The sequence below is a fragment of the Ramlibacter sp. genome, assembly GCF_035554825.1.
In the GTDB taxonomy this organism is placed as follows: Bacteria; Pseudomonadota; Gammaproteobacteria; order Burkholderiales; family Burkholderiaceae_C; genus Ramlibacter.
Genome location: NZ_DATMHS010000138.1, coordinates 1 through 25112, shown reverse-complemented (window position 1 = coordinate 25112; position 25112 = coordinate 1). Strand labels below are relative to the sequence as shown.

Annotated in this window: 25 protein-coding genes and 1 tRNA gene; 12 read left to right on the top strand and 14 right to left on the bottom strand. The window is 68.8% G+C overall.

Features of this window, described 5'->3' with window-relative positions; all coding sequences use genetic code 11:
- From VNT59_RS17815 to VNT59_RS17800, 4 genes are all read right to left on the bottom strand, one after another.
- A partial coding sequence (locus VNT59_RS17815) for a Wzz/FepE/Etk N-terminal domain-containing protein (RefSeq protein WP_325500570.1) occupies window positions 1-796 on the bottom strand: 796 nt, incomplete at its 3' end.
- An 11-nt stretch (window positions 797-807) separates the two neighbouring features.
- Window positions 808-1239: a low molecular weight protein-tyrosine-phosphatase gene (locus VNT59_RS17810; protein ID WP_325500568.1), complete on the bottom strand. Its 432-nt coding sequence runs from the start codon at window positions 1237-1239 to the stop codon at window positions 808-810.
- The gene (locus VNT59_RS17805) at window positions 1236-2399 is read right to left on the bottom strand and encodes a polysaccharide biosynthesis/export family protein (RefSeq protein WP_325500566.1); all 1164 of its coding nucleotides are present in this window, start codon (window positions 2397-2399) and stop codon (window positions 1236-1238) included. Before VNT59_RS17805 ends, VNT59_RS17810 begins: the two co-directional genes overlap by 4 nt.
- A gap of 127 nt (window positions 2400-2526) precedes the next feature.
- Window positions 2527-4746 carry a YjbH domain-containing protein gene (locus tag VNT59_RS17800; RefSeq protein ID WP_325500564.1) on the bottom strand — a complete coding sequence of 740 codons (2220 nt, stop codon included), beginning with the start codon at window positions 4744-4746 and terminating at the stop codon, window positions 2527-2529.
- A gap of 181 nt (window positions 4747-4927) precedes the next feature.
- Here VNT59_RS17800 and VNT59_RS17795 point away from each other — a divergent pair, with 181 nt between their 5' ends.
- Window positions 4928-5530, top strand: coding sequence for a hypothetical protein (locus tag VNT59_RS17795; protein ID WP_325500562.1), 603 nt, complete (start codon window positions 4928-4930; stop codon window positions 5528-5530).
- A 106-nt stretch (window positions 5531-5636) separates the two neighbouring features.
- On the opposite strand, the gene VNT59_RS17790 is transcribed toward VNT59_RS17795, so the two are convergent.
- Window positions 5637-5721 (bottom strand) — tRNA-Leu (locus VNT59_RS17790).
- 43 nt (window positions 5722-5764) lie between these two features.
- Here VNT59_RS17790 and cysM point away from each other — a divergent pair.
- The 5 genes from cysM (at window position 5765) to VNT59_RS17765 (ending at window position 9519) form a co-directional block, all read left to right on the top strand.
- Window positions 5765-6667: a cysteine synthase CysM gene (gene cysM / locus VNT59_RS17785; RefSeq protein WP_325500560.1), complete on the top strand. Its 903-nt coding sequence runs from the start codon at window positions 5765-5767 to the stop codon at window positions 6665-6667.
- Window position 6668: 1 nt separating this feature from the next.
- Window positions 6669-7190 (top strand): NUDIX domain-containing protein, encoded by a 522-nt coding sequence (locus VNT59_RS17780; protein WP_325500558.1) that lies wholly within the window; start codon window positions 6669-6671, stop codon window positions 7188-7190.
- 22 nt (window positions 7191-7212) lie between these two features.
- Window positions 7213-7440, top strand: a complete 228-nt coding sequence (locus VNT59_RS17775) for a sulfurtransferase TusA family protein (RefSeq protein ID WP_325500572.1) — start codon at window positions 7213-7215, stop codon at window positions 7438-7440.
- 238 nt (window positions 7441-7678) lie between these two features.
- Window positions 7679-8209, top strand: a complete 531-nt coding sequence (locus tag VNT59_RS17770; protein WP_325500556.1) for a DUF2844 domain-containing protein — start codon at window positions 7679-7681, stop codon at window positions 8207-8209.
- Window positions 8206-9519 carry a DUF3443 family protein gene (locus VNT59_RS17765; RefSeq protein WP_325500555.1) on the top strand — a complete coding sequence of 438 codons (1314 nt, stop codon included), beginning with the start codon at window positions 8206-8208 and terminating at the stop codon, window positions 9517-9519. Before VNT59_RS17770 ends, VNT59_RS17765 begins: the two co-directional genes overlap by 4 nt.
- 46 nt (window positions 9520-9565) lie before the next feature.
- Here VNT59_RS17765 and galU read toward each other — a convergent pair whose 3' ends face one another.
- The gene (gene galU, locus VNT59_RS17760) at window positions 9566-10453 is read right to left on the bottom strand and encodes a UTP--glucose-1-phosphate uridylyltransferase GalU (protein ID WP_325500553.1); all 888 of its coding nucleotides are present in this window, start codon (window positions 10451-10453) and stop codon (window positions 9566-9568) included.
- 105 nt (window positions 10454-10558) lie between these two features.
- On the opposite strand from galU, the gene VNT59_RS17755 reads away from it, so the two are divergent.
- Entirely contained in the window at window positions 10559-11578 is a 1020-nt protein-coding gene (locus VNT59_RS17755) for an NAD(P)-dependent oxidoreductase (protein ID WP_325500551.1), read from the top strand.
- A gap of 12 nt (window positions 11579-11590) precedes the next feature.
- Here VNT59_RS17755 and VNT59_RS17750 read toward each other — a convergent pair whose 3' ends face one another.
- The 5 genes from VNT59_RS17750 to VNT59_RS17730 all read right to left on the bottom strand — a co-directional run bounded on the left by VNT59_RS17750 (window position 11591) and on the right by VNT59_RS17730 (window position 17675).
- Window positions 11591-14410 carry a valine--tRNA ligase gene (locus tag VNT59_RS17750; RefSeq protein ID WP_325500549.1) on the bottom strand — a complete coding sequence of 940 codons (2820 nt, stop codon included), beginning with the start codon at window positions 14408-14410 and terminating at the stop codon, window positions 11591-11593.
- Between the two features lie 152 nt (window positions 14411-14562).
- On the bottom strand, window positions 14563-14922 hold the full coding sequence (locus tag VNT59_RS17745; protein WP_325500547.1) for an SPW repeat protein: 360 nt from the start codon (window positions 14920-14922) through the stop codon (window positions 14563-14565).
- Window positions 14923-15038: 116 nt separating this feature from the next.
- Window positions 15039-15227 (bottom strand): DUF2783 domain-containing protein, encoded by a 189-nt coding sequence (locus VNT59_RS17740; protein ID WP_325500545.1) that lies wholly within the window; start codon window positions 15225-15227, stop codon window positions 15039-15041.
- On the bottom strand, window positions 15224-17014 hold the full coding sequence (locus tag VNT59_RS17735; RefSeq protein ID WP_325500543.1) for an FAD-dependent monooxygenase: 1791 nt from the start codon (window positions 17012-17014) through the stop codon (window positions 15224-15226). Before VNT59_RS17735 ends, VNT59_RS17740 begins: the two co-directional genes overlap by 4 nt.
- Before the next feature lie 43 nt (window positions 17015-17057).
- A complete protein-coding gene (locus tag VNT59_RS17730; RefSeq protein ID WP_325500541.1) occupies window positions 17058-17675 on the bottom strand; it encodes a VOC family protein in 618 nt (205 codons plus the stop codon).
- Window positions 17676-17912: 237 nt separating this feature from the next.
- On the opposite strand from VNT59_RS17730, the gene VNT59_RS17725 reads away from it, so the two are divergent.
- The 3 genes from VNT59_RS17725 to VNT59_RS17715 all read left to right on the top strand — a co-directional run bounded on the left by VNT59_RS17725 (window position 17913) and on the right by VNT59_RS17715 (window position 20391).
- On the top strand, window positions 17913-18335 hold the full coding sequence (locus tag VNT59_RS17725) for a rubrerythrin family protein (protein ID WP_325500537.1): 423 nt from the start codon (window positions 17913-17915) through the stop codon (window positions 18333-18335).
- Window positions 18336-18436: 101 nt separating this feature from the next.
- Entirely contained in the window at window positions 18437-19789 is a 1353-nt protein-coding gene (locus VNT59_RS17720; protein ID WP_325500535.1) for a heterodisulfide reductase-related iron-sulfur binding cluster, read from the top strand.
- A gap of 11 nt (window positions 19790-19800) precedes the next feature.
- Window positions 19801-20391, top strand: a complete 591-nt coding sequence (locus VNT59_RS17715) for a DUF3501 family protein (RefSeq protein ID WP_325500533.1) — start codon at window positions 19801-19803, stop codon at window positions 20389-20391.
- Between the two features lie 22 nt (window positions 20392-20413).
- On the opposite strand, the gene VNT59_RS17710 is transcribed toward VNT59_RS17715, so the two are convergent.
- On the bottom strand, window positions 20414-21322 hold the full coding sequence (locus VNT59_RS17710; protein ID WP_325500531.1) for a LysR substrate-binding domain-containing protein: 909 nt from the start codon (window positions 21320-21322) through the stop codon (window positions 20414-20416).
- A 100-nt stretch (window positions 21323-21422) separates the two neighbouring features.
- Here VNT59_RS17710 and VNT59_RS17705 point away from each other — a divergent pair, with 100 nt between their 5' ends.
- Together VNT59_RS17705 and VNT59_RS17700 are read left to right on the top strand one after the other, a co-directional pair.
- Window positions 21423-22397, top strand: a complete 975-nt coding sequence (locus tag VNT59_RS17705; protein WP_325500529.1) for a tripartite tricarboxylate transporter substrate binding protein BugE — start codon at window positions 21423-21425, stop codon at window positions 22395-22397.
- Window positions 22394-23272 (top strand): N-formylglutamate amidohydrolase, encoded by an 879-nt coding sequence (locus VNT59_RS17700; RefSeq protein ID WP_325500527.1) that lies wholly within the window; start codon window positions 22394-22396, stop codon window positions 23270-23272. The genes VNT59_RS17705 and VNT59_RS17700 overlap by 4 nt, the downstream gene beginning before the upstream one ends.
- Here VNT59_RS17700 and ugpQ read toward each other — a convergent pair.
- Both ugpQ and ugpC read right to left on the bottom strand, forming a co-directional pair.
- On the bottom strand, window positions 23256-24014 hold the full coding sequence (gene ugpQ, locus VNT59_RS17695; protein ID WP_325500525.1) for a glycerophosphodiester phosphodiesterase: 759 nt from the start codon (window positions 24012-24014) through the stop codon (window positions 23256-23258). The two genes, VNT59_RS17700 and ugpQ, sit on opposite strands and share 17 nt — an antisense overlap.
- Window positions 24011-25021 (bottom strand): sn-glycerol-3-phosphate ABC transporter ATP-binding protein UgpC, encoded by a 1011-nt coding sequence (gene ugpC, locus VNT59_RS17690; RefSeq protein WP_325500523.1) that lies wholly within the window; start codon window positions 25019-25021, stop codon window positions 24011-24013. Before ugpC ends, ugpQ begins: the two co-directional genes overlap by 4 nt.
- Window positions 25022-25112 lie beyond the last annotated feature (91 nt).

Below are 25112 nucleotides of genomic sequence, written 5' to 3'. Positions count from 1 at the left end.
GGTTGCCACCCTGGAGTGTGGCGTCAATGACACCGGACTGCCGCCCCCTTTCGCTCAATCTCAGACTGGACTGCAAACCCGCGACAGTGGCCAACCGTGACTGGCGCGCCAAGTTGAATTCCGCGCCCGGCCTTCCCTCCATGCCGCTCACCAGCAAGGTAACGGTTCCGAGGGGCGTACTTTTTATCAGCGGCACACCGACAGTCCCTCCAAGGTCCCCTGTCAAGTCGGAGTGAGATAACAGGTACCGGCCGTCTCCTTGCGCTGTCAAACGAAAGCCGGTTCCTTCGAGACGCTCCGGCACGTCAAACGCGCTGACCGCGATCTTCTCTGTGCCGGTAACGAAGCCACCGAAACCAAGAAACCCAGGGTCTGAAAGGTCTTTTGCCCGCCTGGCTAACCAACCGCCGACGATGGGCAAATAGCGAGGTGCGGCACTGATGTAGAGCGAAGTGCTATCTACTGCCCGTCCGATCACCATGCGGGAGCGGAGAATTTCAATCTCAGCGGCGGCCGGCGTTTTCACATCGAAGAGACTCGCGGCCTCACCGAGGAAGCTCTTGGCCGAACTTGCCGAGTCCTCCACCTGAATCAGCAGGTTGGCCTCATAAACCGGCCGCGCCAGCAGCGAATATGCGCTTCCCACTGCGATAGCGATCGCCGTAACGGCGGCGACAAGCCACCGGTGGTCGACGATGATGTCCCAGTATTCGATGAGGTCGATCTCGTCGTTGTCCGCCTGCAGCGCGGGGTTGGGAGCGGCCAACTGGCGGTGGATGGGAAGCGGTGCGTTCATGCCTTGGCCTGTCAGATCTTCTGGATGCGTTGGAGCCATTCGCGCACCCCGTGGTCGATCAATTGAAGCGACTCCTGGAAGGCCCATTCGGGCTGCCGGTACGGGTCGGGAATGTCGCGCTTGCTGAATTCACCCAGCCGGTATGTGCGGCCGCAGGCGAACGGGTACTTCTCTTCCAGTCTCTTGCGCTGTTCCGTGGACATCACGAGCACCAGGTCCGCCTGCGAGCACAGCTCGCGGGTGATCTGCAGCGCGCGGTGCGCGGTGATGTCGATCCCGCGGCCTTGCATCAGGCGCACGGCCGTTTCATCCGCGGGCATGCCGCTCAGCGCGCTCAGGCCCGCGGAGCGCACCTCGGCTTGCGGCAGGGCGGCAGCGAAGAGGCCCTCGGCCATCGGGCTGCGGCAGATGTTGCCTTCGCAGACGACCAGGATGCTCCTCATGGACTGACGGCGTTGCGGCCCAGGCTCAAGGCCTGCGCGGACGGCAGCACCAGGCTGATGATCCGGTTCCAGTTCACCAGCGGCACGGGGTCGATGTAGACGACGTCGCGCGGGCGCAGGGCGAAGGTGTCGGCCAGGGCCAGCGCACTTGGCGTGCTGGCGTTCAGGTGATAGACGGCCGGCGAGCCCTGCGCGGTGTTGCGGATCACGTAGATCTGTCCCGGGTTCGCGGTGGCCAGGTTCGGACCGCCCGCTTCGCCCAGCGCCTGGTTGAGGCTGAGCCGGCCGTTGTGCATCACCAGCGCCGAAGGCTTGGCGATCTCGCCCATCACGTACACCTTGTTCTCGTCGCGATTGCGCACGGTCACGAGGTCGCCGTTCTGCAGCAGGATCCGGTTGGGGTTCACGCCGAGTTCCTGCAGCTGCATCAGGTTGATGCGCGAGGTCTGGTTGTTGCGCGTGATCGTGACGAACGAGCGATCGCCATTGGGCGTGACGCCGCCGGCCCGGTTGATCGCCTCGGGCAGCGTCATGGGCACGTCGGTGAAGATCTGGGTGCCCGGTTGGCGCACCTCGCCTTCCACGTAGGCGCGCCGGCTGCGGAAGGACTGGATGCGCACCGTGACCTGCGGCTCCTTGATGACGCGCGCCAGCCGCCGGGACAGCAATTCGGCGGCCTCGATCTCGGTCAGCCCCTCCACCTTGATGCGGCCGACATACGGAAAGCTCACCTGGCCGTCCGCGCCCACGATGAAGCCGGGCGCCGCGCTGATCCCGGTGGGGTCGGCCTGCTGGCTGATCACGGCGCCGGCATTCGGCAGCAGCTCCGGATGGTCGTAGACGACGATGCCGATCACGTCGCTGGGGCCAATGGTGTAGGGCTTGGCTTCGGCGAAGAGCGCCTGCACTTCGGGGGGGATGCCGCTCGGCGCGGCCTGCACCTGGGCCTGCACCAGCGCCGGCGTGATGGGCGTGATCACGCCTTGCGGCGGGTTGTTGACGTCGGCGGGGACGTACTGGCCCAGCGTGACGCTGGTGCGCTGCTTCGGATCCGCATAGTCGAAGCCGGGCGCCGTGACCACGGCGCAGCCGTGGACGACCACTGCGGCGAGCAACGGGCAGAGCAGGCGGCGGACGGCCCCCGTCGCGGACGTGTGCATAAAGTTGTTGGATGAAGTTGCCACTGATTACAAACTGTATCGTGAGTGCTCGAGTGTTTCCAATCCGGGCTTGCCCGATGGGCGCGTTCAAGCGTGTAAACGTGCGCAGCGGTCGAGGCCGCTGTTGTCAGCGGGCCGCATCCCGGATGCGGCGGATGTTGTCCTCGAAGTAGAGGAGGCCGGCCCGGTCGGTGTTGAACGTGGCCTCCGGCGAGGGCGCCGGCACGGGCAAGCCGTAGCCGGGCCGCACCGCGTTGTTGCCGTTCGGGTCGCGCACCAGCGTTTCCACGGCGTGGCTGAAGCGCGTTGTGCCGCCCACCTGGAGGTGGCGGGCCGGCGCGACGTCGCGCCGCGGGCCGATCGGCAGCGACAGCTCCAGGCCGATGAACTGGCGGGTGGCGCCGCCCTGGAAGTTGCTGCGGCGGTAATAGGCGGCCACCGACACGTCGCTGAACCACTGCCGCATCCCGAGCTGGAAGCCGCGGTCGTTGTACATGAACTGGCCGGCCGTGGCTTCCAGGTAAGTGCGGGTCGGCGTCACGCTGTAGCGGTAGCTGGCCAGCAGGGGCTTGGCGCGGCGCGGCCCGGCGCTGGAAATGCTGCCGTCAAAGCTGGCATTGCGGAAATAGCCGGCTTCGGCACTGGCGCGGTGCCGGCCCTCGCCCGGTTCCCAGCGCAGCGCGCCGTGCATGCCGTCGAAGTTGCTGCCCACCCGGCCGATCGTCGCCTGCGCGGTCACGGCGGCCAAGCCCCAGCGCAGCGCCTTGAGATCGTCGCCCGGGGCGAGCCAGCGCTCCACCGGCAGGCGCACGGTCTGGACCAGCGCGACGCGCTCGGTTTCGGAGCGGACGCGGCGCGCGCCGAACACGCCGTTCGGCTCGTAGTCACTGCTGTTGGCCAGCGGCACGTTGCGGCGCCACTCCACGCTGGCGCCGCGCCACAGCGGCAGCTGCAATCCCACGTTCACGCCCGCCGAGTAGTCGAGGGCGCCCACTTCGGTGCCGACGTTCGTGCGCAGCACCGGGCTGATCGACACGTGCAGCGTCTGCCACCGCGGCTTGCGCTGGTTGATCACCCAGGCGGCGCCGGCGTGCAGCGGCTCGAGCGCGCCGGTCCCCGGCGTCGAGAGCTGGCCGGCCGTGCACGCGGCGCCTGCGTCGGCGATCCACTCGCGCAGGCAATCGCTCTGGCCGGTGACGGCCACCAGGGGAATCTGGCGCTGCGTGAGGATCAGCCGGTAGCCGGTCTTGCGGTCGCCGAAGGTGCGGGCGATAGCCCCGAGGGCCGCGCCCAGTGCGTCGACCGAATTCCAGTTGTAGGCCGAGTTGTTGGCGCGCACGGCCACCGACGCGTCTGGCATGCGCCCGATGGAGATGTCTTCCAGGCCCTTGGCCTCCAGCGCAGCCGCGAGGTCTTCCAGGTCGCTGTCGGAGACGGGGCGCGCCGGGATCGGTGCGGTGGTTGCCGAGGGCGCGGGGCCTGCCCCCTCGCGCGCGGGTTGCGCCGGCGGCGCAGGCAGGACGCGAGCCTCATAGGCGGGCAGCGGCCGCTGCGCGCCCGAGAGCGCGGGCAAGGGCGCCCGTGGGCCGCTGCCCGGCAAGGCAGGAACCTTGTAGAGCGGGATTGACAGGCCGGCAGTCAGCCAGGCGCCGCGGGTCAACTTGTTGTCGTTCAGGCGATGGTTGCTGCCGACGTAGGCGGTCCAGCCTTCCGGCAGCCAGTCGCGCGGCGCGAAGAGGCGCACGCCGGCCCACGCGTTGCCGTCGGTGTATTCGATCTGCCCGCGCACCCATGGCAGCGGCTGCCAGGCGGCGGCGGCGAACGGTCCGTGCAGCGGTGCCATGGAGACGTTCGGTCGCGCGCCGCTGCGCCGGGCCAGGCCGGCACTGGCTTCGAAGGGGCCCTCGTTGTACGTGAGCACGCCGTAGAACGTCCGGAAATTCGTGGCCGCGCCGCCGACGTCGGTGAGGCCGGCGGCGACGCGGAAGCGGTTCTGGGCGTCCAGGCCGATGCCGACCTTGCCGGACGCGGAAAGGTCGCGGGTGCCGCAGTTCTTGTCGACGAAGGCACTGCAGTTCAGCGTGTTGGTCGCCAGCCGGCCGGCGATTTCGAGATTCGGCAACAGGCCGAATCCGACCACGAAGTTGTGGCCAGTGGGATCGCGCATCAGGCCCGGCAACTGCCGGTCGTACGTGGCCTCGACCCGGCCCCAGTCGAGCAGGTGCGCATTCGGGGTTATCCCTAGGCCGGTGTAGCCGGCCTGGGTGAATGTGGTGGTCTGGGCCCATGCCGCCTGCGACGCGAGGGTCGCGGCGGCGGCAAGGATGACGGGCTTGGCGGAGCGCATGTTGCGAACGAAAGTACTGACTCGGAGGGCCGCGAATACGCGTCTCGAGGGGACGCAACAGAGCTCGGCGATTCTAAGCAGGGGCTTCGAATCCGTCACGCATTTATTTACATTAGAGATGCTTTGTTGTAGTCTCGCGCACTCTGCAGTACCTTACTCGTCAAAAAAGGGGTCCGCTCACATGAAGAAAACCGTCGCTCTTCTCCTCAGCTTTTCGGTTGCGGCCGCGCTCGTGGGGTGCGGGGGCGGCGGCGGCGGCGGTGCCGCTGAGCCGGCGCCGGTGGCGGTCGTGACGGCGCCGGTCGTGCTGGCAGCAGCACCGGCCACGACGGCGGCCGTCGCCAACGAGCCGTTCAAGTTCCCGTCCGGCGTGACCGAGCTGGGCACGACGGCCCCGACCACCATCGTGTTCTCGGTGCCGAGCACCGGTACCGGCACCGGCACGACGACCACGCCGGCGTTCACGATCACGTCCGAGACATACACTGCCAAGGGCACCACCACCTTCGGCTCGTGCATCTTCAAGATCACCGAGTCGACCTTCCCCGCCGGCCACAAGATGGCTACGGGCAACACGATCACGATCCATCCCTGCAACATCAAGGTCGAGACGGCCGGCATGGCCGTCGACGCGCCGACGCAGGAGCGGAACGTTGCGCTCGTGCTCGGATCGGCGGCGTCCACCGGCGAGCCGGTTCCCGTCGATGTGAACCCCGGCGGCCAGCTCACGCTGAACGGCAACTCGGTGGGCACCGTCACCATCACGTTCGTCACCGGCACCTGATCGCGCTTGCGCGCAGCAAAAAGCCCGCCGACCGGCGGGCTTTTTGTTGCCGTGCGTGCTGCTGGTGCACCAACGAAAACGCCTGTCGGTCGACAGGCGTTGCAGGTGGTGCCTCGGGTCGGACTCGAACCGACACTTCTTGCGAAACGGGATTTTGAGTCCCGCGCGTCTACCGATTTCGCCACCGAGGCCACACTGGGAAAGCGAGCCGGAAATTATGGCACAGTGACGCCAATGAACTACCCGACGATCGAGGACGCCATCGGCAAGACGCCGCTGGTGGCGCTGCAGCGGATCGGCGCTGCGGAGAACAAGCAACGCGGCAATGTGGTCCTGGGCAAGCTCGAGGGCAACAACCCGGCGGGCTCGGTGAAGGACCGACCCGCGCTGTCGATGATCAAGCGCGCCGAGGAGCGCGGCGAGATCAAGCCCGGCGACACGCTGATCGAAGCGACGTCGGGCAACACCGGCATCGCGCTGGCCATGGCCGCCGCCATCCGCGGCTACCGCATGGTGCTGATCATGCCGGAGGACTTGTCGGTGGAGCGGGCGCAGACGATGAAGGCGTTCGGCGCCGAGCTGCTGCTCACGCCCAAGAGCGGCGGCATGGAATACGCGCGCGACCTGGCGGAGAACATGCAGCGCGACGGCAAGGGCCGGGTGCTGGACCAGTTCGCCAACGAGGACAACCCGCGCATCCATTACGAGACCACCGGCCCCGAGCTGTGGGCCGACACCAAGGGCCGGATCACCCATTTCGTGAGCGCCATGGGCACCACCGGGACGATCACCGGCGTGTCGCGCTTCCTGAAGGAGAAGAATCCGGCGATCAGGATCGTCGGCGCGCAGCCGAAGGAAGGTTCGCGCATTCCGGGCATCCGCAAGTGGCCGCAGGAGTACCTGCCGAAGATCTATGACGCCAGCACCGTGGACGAAACGGTGCTGGTGAGCCAGGAAGATGCCGAGGAGATGTGCCGGCGCCTGGCGCGCGAGGAGGGCATCTTCGGCGGCATTTCGGCGGCCGGGGCGTGCTGGGTCGCGCAAGAGATCGCCAAGCAGGTGGAGAACGCGACGATCGCGTTCGTGGTGTGCGATCGCGGCGACCGCTACCTGTCCACCGGCGTGTTCCCGGCCTGACATGGACTACAAGTTCTGCCCCTGCTGCGCCACGCCCTTGGAGTGGGTGGCGCAGCTGGAGGACGGCGGCGAGAAGCAGCGCCTGCGCTGCATCGGGTGCGGCTGGACACACTGGAACAACCCGACGCCGGTGCTGGCCGCGGTGATCCAGTACCAGGACAAGATCCTGCTGGCCCAGAACGCGGCCTGGAAGAGCAAGGTCTACGCGCTGATCACCGGCTTCATGGAGGCCGGCGAGACGCCGCAGGAGGGGATCACCCGCGAGGTCAAGGAAGAAACGAACCTCGAGGTCCGCGAGCTGAACCTGATCGGCGTCTACGACTTCCAGCGCATGAACCAGGTGATCATCGCCTACCACGCGCTGGCCGAAGGCGAGGTGAAGCTGTCGCCCGAGCTGGTGGACTACCGGCTGTTCGCGTACGAGGATGTGAAGTGCTGGCCGGCCGGCACCGGCTACGCGCTCGCCGAATGGCTGCGCGCCCGCGGGGTGGAGCCGCAATGGCGGGAGCTGCGGCGCGACTGACCGACTGATTGCAGGAAGCATGATGAACATCGACAAGGAAATCGACACCCGCGGCCTCAACTGCCCGCTGCCCATTCTCAAGGCCAAGAAGGCGCTGGCCGACCTGCGCAGCGGCCAGCTGTTGAAGGTGGTGTCGACCGATGCCGGTTCGGTGCGCGACTTCCAGGCCTTCGCCAAGCAGACCGGCAACGAGCTGGTGGAGCAGAAGACCGAAGGCCAGGACTTCATCCACGTCCTCAGGCGGCGCTGACCGCCGGCGCGTCGGCCACGTCCCCTGCGGCATCCGGGGGCCGACGCCAGTTCCGACTCCCCCTTGTTCTGCGCCCGACGGCGCCGTGCCGATCGAGCGCGAGCCGAGGCAGGACACTTTGGGGAGCAATGTCCCGCCCAAAGAGGACATTCCGCCGGCCTGCGAGTGACCCGGCGCTCGTACCTTCGAATCGTGAGTCGCGGCCTGGTGCCGCGGCCTGCGTCAAGGGGAGAGCGACATGTCCACTCCGCAACCGCCTTCGACGCCGGGTGCCGGCCCGGCCCGCGCGCAGTCCCGGCGCCGGGTCGCCCGGGTGGTGGTCGCCGCGCTGGCGCTGCTTGTCTGCAGCGCGGCCGCGCAGGCGGCGCTCGGTGAGGCGGCCGACTCGGTGCTGCGCGATCACGCGGCATTGCGCGGGACGGCACTGAAGCACACGCCGGCGGCCGGCTTCGAGGTGCACGAGACCACGACGCCCGAGGGCACGGCGGTGCGCCAGTACGTGTCGGGCGCGGGAAAGGTGTTCGCGGCGACCTGGTCGGGCCCGGCCTTGCCGGACCTCAAGCTCGTGCTCGGCTCGCATTACGCGCAGTACGCGGCCGACCTGCAGCGCGGCGCCGGCAACGCCAAGGTGGTCGCGATGAGGACCGGCGCCATGGTGTTGCGGGTCGTGAAGCTGCCGCGTGGGATGGCCGGTTCCGCGATGGTCCCGGCATTGATGCCCGCCGGCGCCAGCGTCGAGGACATCGACGGGGCCGGGGGCGCGCGATGAGGAAGCTCGCCGCGGTGCTGTGCCTGGTCGGGGTGCTGGCGCTGCCTTCCTGCGGTGGTGGCGGCGGCGGCGGCGAAGCGCCGCCGAACCAGCCACTGGCCACGGTCTCGAACGCCGCGGACACCGGGGCCGATGCGGCGGCGCCACCTTCGACGCCGGCCGCGCCCGCCAACGCGCTGCCGGTGGTGGTCGATACCGGGCCGGCGCTGTTCCTGCTCACCGGCCGCAAGGTCCTGAACATGCTGTATGCGTCGGTCACGCTGTGCACCACGGGCAGCGCCACCGCGTGCGAGACCATCGATCACGTGCAGCTGGACACCGGCTCGACCGGCCTGCGCATCCTGGCGCCCGCGCTCTCCGGCAAGGCGGCGCTGCAGCCGGTCGTGGAAGCCGCCAGTGGGAGCGCCTTGCGCCAATGCGTCCAGTACGCCGACGGCTTCACCTGGGGCTCGGTGGTCAGCGCCGACGTGAAGATCGGCGGGCAGACGCTGGCGTCGCTGCCATTGAACCTGATCGGCGATCCCGCTGCCGGCGTGCCGCCGCCGACCTGCGTGTCCGGCCCGGGCAAGAACTCGGTGTCGCTGTTCGGCGCCAACGGCGTGCTGGGCGTGGGCAGCTTCGTGCGCGATTGCGGCGCCAACTGCGCCGCCTATGCCATCCCGGGGATGTATTACGTCTGCCCGAGCGCGGGCGCCGGCGCGTTGTGCCGGGCGACCAAGGTGGCCGAGGCCCAGCAGGTGCCCAATCCGGTGGCCCTGCTGCCCGGCGACAACAACGGGGTCACCATCCAGCTGCCGCCGGTGCCCCGGTCCGGCAGTGCGCTCGCCGGCGGTACGGTGTACTTCGGCGTCGCGACCCGATCGAACAACACCCTGCCGGGGGCGCGGCTCCTCACGCTGGATGGCTCGGGCACGCTGCTCACCTCGTACGGCGGGGTCCAGCAGCGGGCGATCGTGGACTCGGGCTCGAACGGCTACTTCTTCGCCAGCGACTCGATCGCGACCTGCACCCGACACCAGGCGTTCTATTGCCCCACGGCCGGCGGCGCCCCGACCTCCCTGGCGCAGACGGCTTTCATCGTCGGGCGCAACGGCCGGATGGAAGCGGTGAGCTTCACCGTGGACAACATCGACGACCTGTTCATCGGGCAGGCCGCCTTGCCGGGGGCGGCCGCGCCGAGCTCGGGCCTTATCGGCGGTGCGGCCGGCCTGTTCTCATGGGGCTTGCCGTTCTTCTTCGGCCGCACCGTGCAAGTGCTGTTCGAAGGCATGACCGTGGACGGCGTGACCGGGCCGGCTATCGCGTTCTGACCGCCTGCGGCCCGCTCTCACGGCGCGGGCGACCGGGACCGGCCGGTCAGCAGACGGTCTTTTTCAGGTAGTCCCTGAAGCTCGCGCCCACTTCCTCGTGCTTCAGCGCCAGATCGACGGTGGCTTCCAGGAAACCCTGCTTGCTGCCGCAGTCGTAGCGCTTGCCCTGGTACTCGTAGGCATGCACGCCTTCGGTGGCCATCAGCTTGGCGATGCCGTCGGTGAGCTGGATCTCGCCGCCGGCGCCGCGCGGGTTGTTGCGGATTTCGTTGAAGACGGACGGCGTGAGCACGTAGCGGCCCGACACGCCCATGCGCGAGGGGGCGGTTTCGGGGCTCGGCTTCTCCACCATCTGCCTGACCTTGACGATCCGCTCGCCCACCCGGTCGCCGGCCACGATGCCGTAGCGCTTGACGTGATCGAGCGGCACTTCCTGCACGGCGACCAGCGAGGTGGGGTAGTCCTGGAACACGTCCACCATCTGCGCCAGCACGCCGGGACCGCCCTCGGGGCCGCACATCAGGTCGTCCGGCAGCAGCACCGCGAACGGTTCGTCGCCCACCAGCGGCTCGGCGCACAGCACGGCGTGCCCCAGGCCCAGCGCGCGCGGCTGCCGCACGTACGAGCAGACCATGTCGTCGGGCATGATCGACCGCACCAGCCGCAGCAGGTCGCTCTTGTTGGCCGCCTCGAGCTCGTGCTCCAGTTCGTAGGCCGTGTCGAAGTGATCCTCGATGGCGCGCTTGCTGCGGCCGGTGACGAAGATCATGTGGCGGACGCCGGCGGCATAGGCCTCCTCGACGGCGTACTGCATCAGCGGCTTGTCGACGACCGGGAGCATTTCCTTGGCGATGGCCTTGGTGGCTGGGAGGAAGCGGGTTCCCAGACCGGCGACGGGAAAGACCGCCTTGTGAATCTTCGTCAGTTTTTTCATCGACTCGTTGATGGTTTAGCGCTAAAGTGTTGCCCTTTTGCGGGGTGCCTCAGCAACTATCCGGGCAAACGGCGCCTCATCTTGTCAGACAAGGACGCATTCAGGGTGGAAATCCTTCTCGTCGACCAGCTTGCGCCCGAAGCGCACGAGTGGCTCGCCGAACGCCATTCTGTCGAATTCCGGCCCGAGCTGGCCGCGGACGCGAGCGCGCTGCGCAAGATGGTCTACAACGTGCGGGCCCTGGTCCTGCCGCGCAAGCTGCTGGTCAACCAGGAATTCCTCGACTTCGCGCCCTTGCTCAATGCGGTGGCGCGGCTGCACGTGAGCACCGACAACACCGACCTCGAGGCCTGCCGCGATCGCAAGGTGCGCGTGATCCAGCCCTCGACGGCCAGCGTGCGCTCCAACGCCGAGTACCTGCTCGGCGCGACGCTCGCGCTGATGCGCCGCGGCATCGGCGCCTCGCTGGCCGGCGAGCGCCACGCGCCGCCGCAGATCGGCCGCGAGCTCCATGGCAGCGTGGTCGGGATCTTCGGCCTGGCGCCGGCGGCCCACGCCTACGCGATGCTGCTGCGCGCGCTGGGGGCCAAACTGATTGGCTACGACCCGGCCGTGCATCACACCGCCCCGATCTGGGCACGCCTGGGCGTGCAGCCGGTCGGCCTGCGCGAGCTGATGGCCAATGCCGACGCCGTCAGCGTCGCGGTGCTCTACGCCACCCGCTATCGGGGCCTCATCGACGACAAGGTGCTCGCGCACTGCAAGCCCGGGCAGATCTGGGTGGGCCTGACGCGGTCGTCGATCTTCGAGCCGCACGCGCTGGCCAGGGCGCTGCTCGACGGCCGGATCGAGTCGTGCATGCTCGATGGCGCGGAGGCGGGCTTCGCCTCCAGGGGGACGCCGCTGCACGATCTCGACAACCTGTTCCTCACGCCGCGGCTCGGGGCGCACACGCATCAGGCGCGCATGCGCGCGAGCTGGTACGTCGCCCATCGCATCCACGAGACGCTCATGGCGCCGCGCATCAGCCTGCTGGACCAGATCGCCAGCGAGCCGGCCACCCTGGCGCCGGTGCTGCCGCCGGCGGCCAACGAGGGCGCGGCGCCGGGCGTCGATCTGAAGTAGCGGCGCTGCTCGCTATCCGAGCCGCCGCAGCTGGTCCTGCAGCTTTTCCAGCGTCAGGGTGAACTGCGCGATGCGGGCGTGTTCCTGCTCGATCACCGCCGGCGGCGCCTTGGCGACGAAGGCCTGGTTGGCCAGCTTGCCGTTGGCCTTGGCCAGTTCGGCCGTCAGGCGCGCCACTTCCTTGCCCAGCCGCGCCTTCTCGGCGGCGACGTCGATTTCCATGTGCAGGCACAGGCGGGCATCGCCCACCACGGCGACCGGCGCCGCCTGGCTGGCCGCGGCCCAGGCGGCTTCGTCGTCGAACACCTTGACCTCGCTCAGCTTGGCCAGCGCCTGCAGCACCGGCGCCGCCTGGCGCATGAAGGCGGCGTCGCCGAGCACGTAAGCCGGCAGTCGCGTGGAGGGCGAGACGTTCATCTCGCCGCGCAGGGCGCGGCAGGCGTCCACGACCTGCTTCAGATGCCCGATCGAGGCTTCGGCCCGGGCGTCGATGTTCGCCTCGTTCGCCACCGGATAGGGCGCGACGCTGACCGATGCGCCGTCCTTGCCCGCCACCGGCGCCACCTTCTGCCACAGCTCCTCGGTGATGAAGGGGATCACCGGGTGCGCCAGCCGCAGGATCGCCTCCAGCACCCGGATCAGCGTGCGGCGGGTGCCGCGCTGGTGGGCCGCGTCGCCGGTCTGGATCTGCACCTTGGCGATCTCGAGGTACCAGTCGCAGAACTCGTCCCAGACGAACTGGTAGATCGCATTGGCGACGTTGTCCAGGCGGTATTCGGCGAAACCCTCGGCCACCGCCGCTTCCGTGCGCTGCAGGCGGGAGATGATCCAGCGGTCGGCCTCGCCCAGCAGCGCTCCTTCCTCGGCCAGGTCATGCCCCTCGCAGTTCATCAGCACGAACCGGGTGGCGTTCCAGAGCTTGTTGCAGAAGTTGCGGTAGCCCTCGCAGCGCTTGGGATCGAAGTTGATGTTGCGGCCCAGCGTGGCCAGCGACGCGAACGTGAAGCGCAGCGCGTCGGCGCCGAAGGCAGGAATGCCGTCCGGGAATTCCTTCTGCGTGTTCTTGCGCACCTGCGGCGCCGTCTCCGGCTTGCGCAGGCCGGTGGTGCGCTTTTCCAGCAGCGGCTCCAGCGCGATGCCGTCGATCAGGTCCACCGGGTCGAGCACGTTGCCCTCGGACTTGCTCATCTTCTTGCCGTGCGAGTCGCGCACCAGGCCGTGGATGTAGACGTGCTTGAACGGCACCTGGCCGGTGAAGTGCGTCGTCATCATGATCATCCGGGCCACCCAGAAGAAGATGATGTCGTAACCGGTGACCAGCACGGTGGAAGGCAGGTAGAGGTCCAGGTCCCGCGTCCTGGCCGGCCAGCCGAGGGTGGAGAACGGCACCAGCGCCGACGAGTACCAGGTGTCCAGCACGTCGGGGTCGCGCGTCAGCGTCTTGCCGGGCGCCTTGGCCTGCGCCTCCGCTTCGTTGCGCGCCACGTACACCTTGCCCTGCTCGTCGTACCAGGCCGGGATCTGGTGGCCCCACCAGAGCTGGCGCGAGATGCACCAGTCCTGGATGTTGTTCATCCACTGGTTGTAGGTGTTGACCCAGTTCTCGGGGACGAAGCGCACGGCCCCGCTCTGCACCGCATCGATCGCCTTCTGCGCGATCGACTTGCCGCTGGGGTCCTGCTCGCTGACCTTGGTCATCGCGACGAACCACTGGTCGGTGAGCATCGGCTCGACGATCTGGCCGGTGCGGGCGCAGCGCGGCACCATCAGCTTGTGCTTCTTGGTCTCGGCGAGCAGGCCTTGCGCTTCGAGATCGGCGACCACCGCCTTGCGCGCGGCGAAGCGGTCCATGCCCTGGTACCTGGCCGGGCCGTTCTCGTTGATCTTGGCGTCGAGCGTGAGCACGCCCACCATCGGCAGCTGGTGGCGCTGGCCCACGGCATAGTCGTTGGCGTCGTGGGCCGGCGTGACCTTCACCACGCCGGTGCCGAACTCGCGGTCCACGTAGTCGTCGGCGATCACCGGGATGTCGCGGTCGCACAGCGGCAGCTTCACCTTCTTGCCGATCAGGTGCCGGTAGCGCTCGTCCTCGGGATGGACCATCACCGCGACGTCGCCCAGCATGGTCTCGGGGCGGGTGGTGGCCACCGTCAGGTCACCGGCGCCGTCGGCCAGGGGATAGCGGATGTGCCACAGGAAGCCGTCTTCCTCCTCGCTTTCCACCTCGAGGTCGCTGACGGCGGTCTTGAGCTCGGGGTCCCAGTTGACCAGGCGCTTGCCGCGGTAGATCAGGCCCTGCTCGTAGAGCTTGACGAAGGTGTCGGTGACGATGGGCGAGAGTTTCTCGTCCATCGTGAAGTACTCGCGCGACCAGTCGACGCTGTCGCCCATCCGGCGCATCTGGGTGGTGATGGTGTTGCCCGACTTCTCCTTCCACTCCCACACCTTGGCCACGAAGTTCTTGCGGCCCAGCTCGTGGCGCGACAGGTTCTGCTCCTGCAGCTGGCGCTCGACCACGATCTGGGTCGCGATGCCGGCGTGATCGGTGCCCGGCACCCAGACCGTGTTGTAGCCCCGCATGCGGTGGTAGCGCGTGAGGCTGTCCATGATCGTCTGGTTGAACGCGTGCCCCATGTGCAGCGTGCCGGTGACGTTGGGCGGCGGCAGCTGGATCGCGAACGAGGGTTCGCCGGCGCGCGGCTCGCCCGTGCCCCGGTGGCCCGCCCGGCCGTAGCCGCGCTGCTCCCAGGTCGGTCCCCACTTGGCTTCGATGGCGGCGGGTTCGAAGGATTTCGACAGGCTGTCGAGGCCGGGTTGGGGGACGGTGGTCATGTGCGAGTGAATTGGGGCCAGACTCCAGTTCCTCTGGAGTCTGACCCCACTGTGGTGCCGGTTGGACGGACCCCGATTTTACCGGAGCCCTGCCGCACGGTCGGGCGGCCGCCGAGGTGGGCGGGCCCCTGGGCCGCCGCCTCCGGCCGGCGTCAGAGCGGCGTCGGCGCGCCGCCGCCGTGGATGAGCTCCTCGTCCTCCACGGCCCACAACGCCAGGGTGATCACCAGCAGGCCGGTCACCACCGCGTTGACGGTGCCGATCTGGGTCTCGAAGTCGAAGAGCCAGGGCGACAGCGCCAGCCAGGCGCCCAGCGCCGCCTCGGTCCAGTCCTCCCAGGCCTTGGGCAGCAGAATGGCGCCGAGCGCCACGCCCACCAGCAGGGCTCCGGCGACGAAGGTGTTGGCCATCGCCGCCAGCTGGCCGGTGAAGCCGAGCACCAGCGGGGCGATCAGCAGCCACGCCCCGAGGACGATGTTCCCGTAATCCTGCCAATGCCTTGCCCGTTTCATGGTGCGCCTCCTGTCAGTGAAAGAGAGGGGCTTGAACTGTAGGTCGCCGGCGGCAGGTTTCCTTGATGTATGGACAAACGGCGGCGGGCCGAGCGGCCGCCCCGGCCGGCCCGGTCTCAGCCCGGCATCTGCCGCGCCGCCTCGACGCACGCCTTGAGCGTTTTCGCGTCGCCGACCTGGTTGGCCAGGATGAGGATCAGGCGGGCATTGAGGAGCTCGGACTGCTCTTTCGTGAGGCCCTCGTGGGCCTCGAGCAGCTGCTCGTAGAAGCCGTCGCCGTCCTGGAAGTGGAAGGTGGTTCTCATGCGGCCTCCTGACGCTCGTCCAGGGCGATCGGCTCGGCGCCCACCCGCGGCGAATACACCTCGGCCGGCGCCCGGTCCACCTCGTCCTTGAGGCCCAGCGCCCGTCCGATCGCGTGCACCAGCGTCGAATCGATGCTCTCGCCGGTGGCCGCCACGTAGCTGTCGGGACGCACCAGCGCCCAGGCATGGCCGAAGACGTGGCAGGCGCCCTGCAGGTGCCCGTGCGGATCGAAGACGTGCTCGACCGCCAGCGGCTGCGCATCCGCGGCCAGCACCTGGATGGCGCGCACCGGCATCGTTTCGGTGATCGCCCGCAGCCGCTGCAGGCCTTGCGCACTGGCGTCGCCGAAGACGAACAGCAGCAGCCGCCCGCCGGCCCATCCCAGCAGCTCGTTGACCGTGCCGGCGGAGCCGTCCGGCCACTGGAAGCCGACGTTCTGCACCGGCTGCCCGCCGGTGGCATCGCAGACGCTGGAGCGGGTGTAGGGATTGGCGATCGCCATGCGGCCGGTGTTGACCAGGGGGCGCGCGAACACGTGCTGCCGCGCCAGGCTGATCACGGCATCGCGAAACAGCTTTTCCGGGCCGGGCCGCGGCCGCAGGAAGCGCGAGGTGCGGTTGGTCACCTGCACGTTCTGCTGCGCCGCCTCGTGCCGCTCCTGGTGGTAGCTGTCCAGGAGCGCGGGGTCGGCACGGCCGTGCAGCACGGCCGCCATCTTCCAGGCGAGGTTGTCGGCGTCCGATACGCCCGTGTTGCCGCCGCGCGCGCCGAACGGGCTGACGACCTTGGCGGCGTCGCCCATGAAGAAGACGCGGCCGTGCCGCATCCGGTCGATGCACTCGCTGCGGTAGGCGTACGGCCCCACCCAGACGATCTCCAGTTCGCAGTCGGCGCCGAACTGGCGCGCCAGCCGCTCGCGCACCACGGCTTCCTTGCTGACCTCTTCGGGGTTGCAGTTGGGCTCCATCTGGTAGTCGATGCGCCACACGTTGTCGGCCATCAGGTGCTGCCAGACCGCGCGGTTGTCGTTGAACGGCGCCTCGATCCAGGTGTGGCGTTCCACCGGCGGATGCTTGCTGAAGCGGACGTCGGCGATGCACCAGCGGTCGTCGCCCTTGCGCGCGGTGACCGAGGCCCCGACCCAGGCGCGGAACGGCGTGCGGGCGCCGCTGGCGTCGATGACGTAGTCGGCGCGCATCTTGTACTCGCCCGCCGGCGTGGCGATGGTCAGCGTGGCGCCCTCGGCGTTCTGCTCGAGGCCGGTGACGCGGTTCTTCCAGCGGATGTCGACGCGGCCCAGCTCGCCGATGCGCTCCACCAGGTAGCCCTCGATGTAGAACTGCTGGATGTTGACGAACGGCGGCTGGCGGGAGAGGTTGTAGTTGCTCTGCTGGCGCAGGTCGAACGAATAGATCTCGTCGTTGCCGGCGAAGGTGCGGCCCACGCTCCACTGGATGCCCTTGGCGGCGATCCGGTCGTACACGCCCAGGCGCTCGAAGATCTCCAGCGATTTCTGCGTGTAGCAGATGCCGCGCGACGACGCGCCGCGGGCGCCGACGGTGTTGTCCTCGTCGAGCAGCACCGCCGGCACCCCGTAGCGCGCGAGCGAGCAGGCCATGGTGAGCCCGGCCAGTCCCGCGCCGACGATCACGACATGCGGATGGCTGACCTGGCCGCTGCGGATCTCGGGCGGCTCCACGAACGGGTACTGCGGCAGCTGGTACCCGCTGCCCTCGGTGAACTCGTACCCGCTCGCAGGCGGCGTCTCGGCGTAGTCGGCCGGCATGTGCTTTCTCCTCGTGCTGCGGCGCCAGGTCAGGCGCCGGCCGCTATTTTCTCCCGCCCACCTCGGGGCGGTCGTTGCGCTGCGGCTTGAGCGGTTCGGCGGCCTGGCCGGCCGCCCGCTCGCGCCGCCACTGTTCCTTGCGGCGGGTCCATTCGTCCAGCCGGACGTGCGCGGTCTTGCTCTCCTGCAGCATCTGGAACTCGTCGGCGAGCTGCGCCGTGAGCTCGAGCCGGATGCCGTTGGGATCGAAGAAATAGATGCTGTGGAAGATGTGGTGATCGGTCACCCCCAGCACCTCCACGCCGTTGGCCTCGAGCCGCGCCTTCATGTCCAGCAGCGCCTGCATGGAATCGACGCGAAAGGAAATGTGGTTGACCCAGATCGGCGTGTTCGGCGAAGGCTCGCACTTGACGTCGTCGCCGAGGTCGAAGAAGGCGATGAACGAGCCGTCCTGCAGCCGGAAGAAGAAGTGCGTGTACGGGCAGTACTCGCCGGTGCTCGGGACGTGGTCGCTCTGGATGATGTGGTACAGCGGCAGGCCGAGGATGTCCTCGTAGAAATGCCGCGTTTCCTCGGCATCGCGCGCCCGGTAGGCGTAGTGGTGCAGCTGCCGGATCGGCGGCGGGGCCGGCATCGTGCTGGATTGCGGAACGGCGGCCATGCGGGGTCTCCTTGAATCTGGTCAGTGCTGTGCTCGTTTCCATCCTAATCGCTGCCGTGGCTGGGGCTGGGGGCCGTTGGCCGGCGGTGGCTATGAGGCTATCTCTCCAATAGGGGAATGCTATTGGCTGCATTGGCCGTTCCAATTAGACGCCGGCGGGGGCGGCGACTAGTCTTTGGGCGGCCCCGGCGCCTGGGAGGTGCCCGGTCGCATCCATCAACCCAAGGAGAGGTTTCCATGCCAGCACTCAAAGGCTCGAAAACGGAAGAAAACCTGAAGGCCGCGTTTGCGGGCGAGTCCCAGGCCAACCGCCGCTACCTGTACTTCGCGAACAAGGCGGACGTGGAAGGCCAGAACGACGTCGCCGCGCTATTCCGCTCGACGGCCGAGGGCGAGACCGGCCACGCGCACGGGCACCTGGAATGGCTGGAGCAGTGCGGCGATCCGGCCACCGGCCTGCCGATCGGCCGGACCCGCGACAACCTGAAGGCGGCCGTGGCGGGCGAGACGCACGAGTACACCGACATGTACCCGGGCATGGCGAAGACGGCCCGCGACGAAGGCTTCGACGAGGTCGCCGACTGGTTCGAGACGCTGGCCAAGGCCGAGCGTTCGCATGCCAATCGCTACACCCGAGCCCTGAACGAGCTGGTCGACTGAGGTCGTCCGGTCCCACCCTCTCCCCGCCCGGAGAGGGCTGGGGCGAGGGCCCCGCCATGACCGGGCTCCCTCGCCCGAGCCCGCAACAAAGAGAACAGCACATGGCCGCACGCGAAGGCAGTCTCGAAGCGCCCACCCGCCACCCCATCGCCTGGCGCGAGCCGGACTTCTACGACGAGGAGCAGGCGTTCACGGAGCTGCACCGGATCTTCGAGATCTGCCACGGCTGCCGCCGCTGCGTGAGCCTGTGCGGATCCTTTCCGACACTGTTCGACCTGGTCGACGAGGGCGCCACCGGCGAGCTGGACGGCGTGGCCAGGCAGGACTACTGGAAGGTGGTCGACCAGTGCTACCTGTGCGACCTGTGCTACATGACCAAGTGCCCCTACGTGCCGCCGCACGAGTGGAACGTGGACTTCCCGCACACCATGCTGCGGGCCAAGGCGATCAAGTTCAAGAGCGGCGCCGTGCCGCGGCGCGACAGCCTGCTGGCCTCGACCGACGTCCACGGCCAGCTCGCCGGCATCCCGATCGTGGTGCAGGCGGCCAACGCGGTGAACCACACCAAGCCCGCCCGCGCCGTCCTGGAGAAGGTGATGGGCGTCGACCGCAACGCCTGGCTGCCCGACCTGGCCACGCGCCGGTTCCGCTCGGGCGCGCGCCAGTCCGACGACTTCCCGGCGAAGGACGGCGCCAAGACGCAGGGCAAGGTGGCGATCTTCTCCACCTGCTACATCAACTACAACGAGCCCGGCATCGGCCACGACCTGCTCAAGCTGCTGCAGCACAACGAGATCCCGTACGTGCTGGTGAACAAGGAACGGTGCTGCGGCATGCCGAAGCTGGAGATCGGCGACCTCGAGGCGGTCGACAAGGCCAAGCAAGCCAACATCCCGGTGCTGGCGCGGTACGCCAACGACGGCTACGCCATCCTCGCGGCGGTGCCCAGCTGCGCGCTGATGTTCAAGCAGGAGATTCCGCTGATGTATCCCGGGGACGGCGACGTGCAGGCGGTGCGCGACGCGATGTGGGACCCGTTCGAGTACCTCGCCCAGCGCCAGCGCGACGGCCTGCTCAAGACCGACTTCAAGCAGCCGCTGGGCAAGGTGAGCTACCACGTGCCTTGCCACGGGCGGGTGCAGAACATCGGCCGCAAGACCGAGGAGCTGCTCAAGATGGTCCCCGACACCTCGGTGCAGACGATCGAGCGCTGCTCGGGGCACGCCGGCACCTACGGCGTGAAGAAGGCCGGGCACGAGATGGCGATGAAGATCGGCAAGCCGCTGTTCAAGCGGATGGCCGAGCATCCCCAGGGCGGCGCGCCCGACTACATCAGCTCCGACTGCCCGCTGGGCGGCCACCACATCGCCCAGGGCTTCGAGCGCAACGGCCTCGGCGAGCCCCGGCTCGCGCACCCGCTGACGCTGCTGCGCATGGCCTACGGATTGGATTGAGGGCAAGACCCATGCAACTGACCGGAAAGATCACCCGCGACAGCCTCATGACGCTCGAGGCGTACAGCAAGTGGCGCAAGGAGCACAAGCCCGACGTCATCGCGCACCGCAAGCGCCGCAGCGTGGCGCTGGGCGACCACGTCACCCTGCAGTTCGAGGACGAGATGACGATCCGCTACCAGATCCAGGAGATGCTGCGGATCGAGAAGCTGTTCGAGGACGAGGCGATCCAGGACGAAGTCGACGCCTACGCGCCGCTGTGCCCCGACGGCACCAACTGGAAGGCGACGATGATGATCGAGTACCCCGACGTCAACGAACGCCAGCGCGAACTGGCGCGGCTGATCGGCATCGCGGACCGCATGTTCGTGGAGGTGGAAGGACATCCGCGGGTCTACGCCATCGCCGACGAGGACCTCGACCGGGAGAACGACGAGAAGACCTCCGCCGTGCATTTCCTGCGCTTCGAGTTCACGCCGCCGATGGCGGCGGCGATCCGGGCCGGCGCCGGCGTCAAGCTCGGATGCGACCACCGCAACTACCCGGCCCACATGGCGGTGCCGGCGGAGACGCTGGCCGCGCTCGCCGGCGACCTGCACTGACCGGCGCCGGTCGCCCCGGTCCTCAGGCAGCCGGTGGCAACCGCACGGGCGCTTGCGCCGCCGGCCCCAGCAGCCACTCCCGGAACGCGACCAGCGCCGGCATCCGCTCGAGCCGCGCGGCGTGGCACAGGTGGTACCCGCGCGTGTTCAGCACCGGCGTCGCGATCGGCGCCGCGATCCGGCCGGCGGCCAGTTCGTCCTCCACCAGGCAGCGCTGGACCACGGCTACCCCCAGACCGGCGATCACCGCCTGCACCAGCAGGCTCACCAGTTCGAAATCCGCCGCCGGCTGCAGCCCGCGCGGCTCGCAGCCCACCGAGCGGAACCAGTGGGCCCAGTTGTCCGGGTAGTTGGTGTGGAACAGCAGGGGCCGGGCGAGCAGGTCCTGCGGCGTGGCCAGGCCGGCGGCATCTTCCGGCCGGCAGATCGGCACCAGCTCGCGCCCGACCACGTAATGCGCGCGGATGTGGCGCGGCCAGGGCGCGCTGCCGCCGCGCAGCCAGGCGTGCACGTCGGCGGCGTCCATGCCGTCGTCGCGCCGGTAGGGCGCGAACGAGAGGCCGATGCCAGGATGGCGGCGGCGGAAATCGGGCAGGCGCGGGATCAGCCAGTGGCTGAAGAGGGTCGGCGTGACCGAAACGCGCAGGTCGGCCGGCGCCTGCCGCGATTGCGCCTGGACGGTGGCGGCCTCGATCGCCTGCAGCGCCGGACCGACGGCGTCGAGGTAGGCCTGTCCGGCCTGGGTCAACACGCTGTGGCGGCCCTGCCGGCGGAACACGGGCTGGCCCAGGTGCTCCTCCAGCCGCGCGATGGAACGGCTGATCGCGCCCTGCGTCACGCACAATTCGGCCGCCGCGCGCGAGAAGTTGCCGTGGCGCGCCGCGGCGGCCAGTGCATGCAGTTCGGCGATCGATGGAGAGCGGATGCGCAAGGCAGCTATGAGCGGCGGTAATGGATCAGTGCGATTTTGTCGCTTTTCCGCGGGCCGGGCCGCTGCCCAGAATCAAGACCTCGTTCCTGGAGTATTTCCCATGATGAATCGCCGCAAGGTTCTCGCCACCTTCGCCGCCTCGCCGCTCGCCGCGGCACTGCCCGCCTGGGCCGCCGAGTACCCGGAGCGGCCGGTCAAGCTGATCGTGCCGTTTTCCGCCGGCGGGTCCACCGACATGATCGCGCGCCTGCTGGCCGACAAGATGGGCGGCTTCCTGGGCAAGGCCGTGGTGGTGGACAACCGCGGCGGGGCCGGCGGCTCGCTGGGCGCCGACGCCATCGCGAAGGCGGCGCCGGACGGCTACACGATCGGCATGGCCACCGTCAGCACCCACGGCGCCAATCCCGCGATCTACGCCAAGCTGCCGTACGACCCGATCAAGGACTTCACGCCGATCACCAACGTGATGTCGGTGCCCAGCGTGTTCGTCGTGCACCCGAGCGTGCCGGCCAAGACGATGAAGGAGTTCATCGCGCTGGCCAAGGCCAACCCCGGCAAGTACAGCTTCGCCTCGCCCGGCAACGGCTCGCTCGGCCACGCCAACATCGAGCACTTCATGGACCTCGCCGGCATCCAGCTGCTGCACGTGCCCTACAAGGGTTCGGGCCAGGCGCTCAACGACGCGCTGGGCGGCATGGTGAACTCGATGACGGACAACCTGCCGTCGATGCTGCCGCACATCAAGGCCGGCAAGGTGCGCGCGCTGGCCGTGCTGTCGCCCCAGCGTTCCCCCATCCTGCCGGACGTGCCCACCTACAGCGAACTGGGCTTCAAGGAGATGTCCGAGGGCGGCTGGTTCGGCCTGGTCGGCCCGGCCGGGCTGCCGGCCCCGGTGCTTCGCAAGCTGACCGACGCCGCGCACAAGACGATGGCCACGCCCGAGTTCAAGGAGCGCGCCGCCTCGATCTCCGGGATCATCCTGGCCAACAGCTCCCAGGAGTTCGGCGCCCAGATCAAGGCCGCGATCGAGCGCTACCGCCGCATCGCCAAGGCCGCCAACATCCGGATCGAATGATGGCGGACGACGCCGTTGCTCCGGTGGTGGTCACGCCGCCGCGGGGCGAGCGCCTGCCGCTCGTCTTCGATTCGCCGCACAGCGGCGTGCACTACCCGGCGGACTTCGGTTACGCGGTGCCCCACCAGCGGCTGCGCCGCGGCGAGGACACCCACGTCGACCGCCTCTGGGGCGATGCGCCGGACCACGGCGCGACGCTGCTGGCGGCCAACTTCCCCCGCACCTACATCGACGCCAATCGCGCGCTGGAGGACTTCGATCCGGCCATGCTCGACGGCGAGTGGCCGCTGCCGGCCGCGCCGGGCGAGAAGTCGCGCCTGGGCTACGGGCTGGTGTGGACGCGCATCGACAAGGCGACGCCGCTGTACGACCGCAAGCTCACGCCCCAGGAAGTGCGCAACCGCGTCGACCGCTACTGGCGTCCCTACCACGCCGCGCTGGACGAGGCGATCGGATCCAGCGTGCGCGAGTTCGGCGGCGTGTGGCACCTGAACCTGCACTCCATGCCCAACGACGCCTACGAGCGCCTGGGCCGCACGTCGACGCAGCCGCTGGCCGATTTCGTGCTGGGCGACCGTGACGGCACGACCTGCGAGCCGGCATTCGTGGAGCTGGTGGCGAGCACGCTGCGCGGCTTCGGCTACACGGTCGCCGTGAACGACCCCTACAAGGGCGTGGAGCTGATCGCGCGCATCGGCCAGCCGGCGCAGCACCGCCACAGCATGCAGATCGAGATCCGCCGGCCGGTCTACATGGACGAGGCCACACGCGAGCCCAATGCCGGCTTCGAGCCGCTGCGCCGCCACCTGTCGCAGCTGACCGGCGTGCTGGCGCGCTACACGCGCGAGCGGCTGCCGCTCAGGCCGCGGGGCTGAACAGGTCGAGGCGGTCGGTGATGATCGCGTCGGTGCCCAGCTGCCACAGCCGCTGGGCCACCCATTCGTCGTTCACGGTGTAGCTCAGGCAGCGCATGCCGGCGCCGTGGACCTGCGCCACCGTCTCCGGCGTCCACAGCGCGTAGTTGCACACGATCGCGCTGCAATCGAGCTGCCGCGCGACGTCGAACCAGCCGTTCCAGAGCGAATCCAGCAGCAGGCCGCGCGGCAGTTGCGGCGCCGCGGCCTGCGCGCCGGCCAGCGATTCCGGCCGGAAGGAGGTCAGCAGCGGCGGCACGGGCCTGCCGGCCCACAGCCGCGCCGCTTCGCGCGCGACGACCTCGCCGGTGCGTTGCTCGAGGCCCGGTGTCGGCTTGATCTCGATATTGAGGAAGTAGTCGCTGCGCAGGCAGAAGCGCGCCAGGTTTTCCAGCGTGGCCAGCGGCTCGCCGGCGTAGGGGCGCGAATGCCAGCCGCCCGCGTCGAGCTGCGACAGCAGGCTCCATGGCTGCTCGCCGCCGATGTGCGGGCCGGCGCCCAGCACCTGCGCCGAGTTGGTGGTGCGCTCCAGCGTCGCGTCGTGCATCAGGAACGGCACACCGTCGGCGGACAGCTTGGCGTCGCACTCGAACATCCGATACCCGTGGTCGGCCCCGAGCCGGAATGCCGCCATGGTGTTCTCGGGCGCGAGCTTGCCGGCCCCGCGATGCGCCACCCAGCGGGGATACGGCCAGTGTTTCATGCCGCGATGCGCTTGCCGGTGGCGGCGTCGAACCAGTGCACCCGGTCCTCGCGCGGCCGGACGTGGATCACCGCGTCCGTGACCGGGGCCACCGGCCCTTCCTCGTGGCGGACGATCACCTGCTCCTCGCCCAGGCGGCCGTAGATCAGCCGCTCGGCGCCCAGCAGCTCCGTCGTTTCCACGCGCAGTGGCCAGCCGCTGTCGGCCAGGTCGAGGTGTTCGGGGCGAATGCCCATGATCGTGCCGGGCTGGCCGCCGGGCGCGTTCTTCAGCAGGTTCATCGGCGGCGAGCCGATGAAGCTGGCCACGAAGGTCGACGCCGGGCGGTGGTAGACGTCCTCGGGCGTGCCGAACTGCTCCATGACGCCGGCGTTCATCACCAGCATGCGCTGCGCCAGCGTCATCGCCTCGACCTGGTCGTGGGTGACGAACAGCGAGGTGATGCCCAGTTCCCGGTGCAGCTTCTGGATCTCGATGCGGGTCTGCGCGCGCAGCTTCGCGTCCAGGTTCGACAGCGGCTCGTCGAACAGGAAGACCTGCGGCTGGCGCACGATGGCGCGGCCCATGGCCACCCGCTGGCGCTGGCCGCCCGACAGCTGGCGCGGCGTGCGCTGCAGCAGGTGCCCCAGTTCCAGGATTCCGGCGGCCTTGTCGACGCGCGCCTTGATCTCCTCCTTGGGCACCTTCTTGATCTTCAGCCCGTACGCCATGTTGTCGAACACGGTCATGTGCGGATACAGCGCGTAGTTCTGGAACACCATCGCGATGTCGCGTTCGGCCGGCTCCAGCTTGTTGACGACCCGCCCGCCGATCGAGATTTCGCCTTCGGAGATCTCCTCCAGCCCGGCGACCATCCGCAGCAAGGTGGACTTGCCGCAGCCGGACGGGCCGACGATGACGACGAACTCGCGGTCGCCGATCTCGGCGTCCACGCCGTGGATCACCTGCAGCTGGTGCTTGCCCTTGCCGTAGCGCTTGATGACGTTTCTGAGTTGAATCGATGCCATGTTCTGTTCGAGTTCGTGGGCGACGGCGCCGGGGCCGCGTCGCCGCGTTGTTTCATTTCTCGGTGTCGACGAGGCCCTTGACGAACCACTT

Bases quoted from the DNA above. Each gene is read 5' to 3' on its own strand.
- VNT59_RS17750 (WP_325500549.1), bottom strand. From the start codon at position 14,410: ATGACCACCGTCCCCCAACCCGGCCTCGACAGCCTGTCGAAATCCTTC.
- VNT59_RS17740 (WP_325500545.1), bottom strand. From the start codon at position 15,227: ATGAGAACCACCTTCCACTTCCAGGACGGCGACGGCTTCTACGAGCAG.
- VNT59_RS17705 (WP_325500529.1), top strand. From the start codon at position 21,423: ATGATGAATCGCCGCAAGGTTCTCGCCACCTTCGCCGCCTCGCCGCTC.
- VNT59_RS17745 (WP_325500547.1), bottom strand. From the start codon at position 14,922: ATGAAACGGGCAAGGCATTGGCAGGATTACGGGAACATCGTCCTCGGG.
- VNT59_RS17775 (WP_325500572.1), top strand. From the start codon at position 7,213: ATGAACATCGACAAGGAAATCGACACCCGCGGCCTCAACTGCCCGCTG.
- ugpQ (WP_325500525.1), bottom strand. From the start codon at position 24,014: ATGAAACACTGGCCGTATCCCCGCTGGGTGGCGCATCGCGGGGCCGGC.
- VNT59_RS17780 (WP_325500558.1), top strand. From the start codon at position 6,669: ATGGACTACAAGTTCTGCCCCTGCTGCGCCACGCCCTTGGAGTGGGTG.
- VNT59_RS17715 (WP_325500533.1), top strand. From the start codon at position 19,801: ATGCAACTGACCGGAAAGATCACCCGCGACAGCCTCATGACGCTCGAG.
- ugpC (WP_325500523.1), bottom strand. From the start codon at position 25,021: ATGGCATCGATTCAACTCAGAAACGTCATCAAGCGCTACGGCAAGGGC.
- VNT59_RS17720 (WP_325500535.1), top strand. From the start codon at position 18,437: ATGGCCGCACGCGAAGGCAGTCTCGAAGCGCCCACCCGCCACCCCATC.
- VNT59_RS17810 (WP_325500568.1), bottom strand. From the start codon at position 1,239: ATGAGGAGCATCCTGGTCGTCTGCGAAGGCAACATCTGCCGCAGCCCG.
- VNT59_RS17735 (WP_325500543.1), bottom strand. From the start codon at position 17,014: ATGCCGGCCGACTACGCCGAGACGCCGCCTGCGAGCGGGTACGAGTTC.
- VNT59_RS17800 (WP_325500564.1), bottom strand. From the start codon at position 4,746: ATGCGCTCCGCCAAGCCCGTCATCCTTGCCGCCGCCGCGACCCTCGCG.
- VNT59_RS17700 (WP_325500527.1), top strand. From the start codon at position 22,394: ATGATGGCGGACGACGCCGTTGCTCCGGTGGTGGTCACGCCGCCGCGG.
- cysM (WP_325500560.1), top strand. From the start codon at position 5,765: ATGAACTACCCGACGATCGAGGACGCCATCGGCAAGACGCCGCTGGTG.
- VNT59_RS17805 (WP_325500566.1), bottom strand. From the start codon at position 2,399: ATGCACACGTCCGCGACGGGGGCCGTCCGCCGCCTGCTCTGCCCGTTG.
- galU (WP_325500553.1), bottom strand. From the start codon at position 10,453: ATGAAAAAACTGACGAAGATTCACAAGGCGGTCTTTCCCGTCGCCGGT.
- VNT59_RS17730 (WP_325500541.1), bottom strand. From the start codon at position 17,675: ATGGCCGCCGTTCCGCAATCCAGCACGATGCCGGCCCCGCCGCCGATC.
- VNT59_RS17765 (WP_325500555.1), top strand. From the start codon at position 8,206: ATGAGGAAGCTCGCCGCGGTGCTGTGCCTGGTCGGGGTGCTGGCGCTG.
- VNT59_RS17725 (WP_325500537.1), top strand. From the start codon at position 17,913: ATGCCAGCACTCAAAGGCTCGAAAACGGAAGAAAACCTGAAGGCCGCG.
- VNT59_RS17770 (WP_325500556.1), top strand. From the start codon at position 7,679: ATGTCCACTCCGCAACCGCCTTCGACGCCGGGTGCCGGCCCGGCCCGC.
- VNT59_RS17795 (WP_325500562.1), top strand. From the start codon at position 4,928: ATGAAGAAAACCGTCGCTCTTCTCCTCAGCTTTTCGGTTGCGGCCGCG.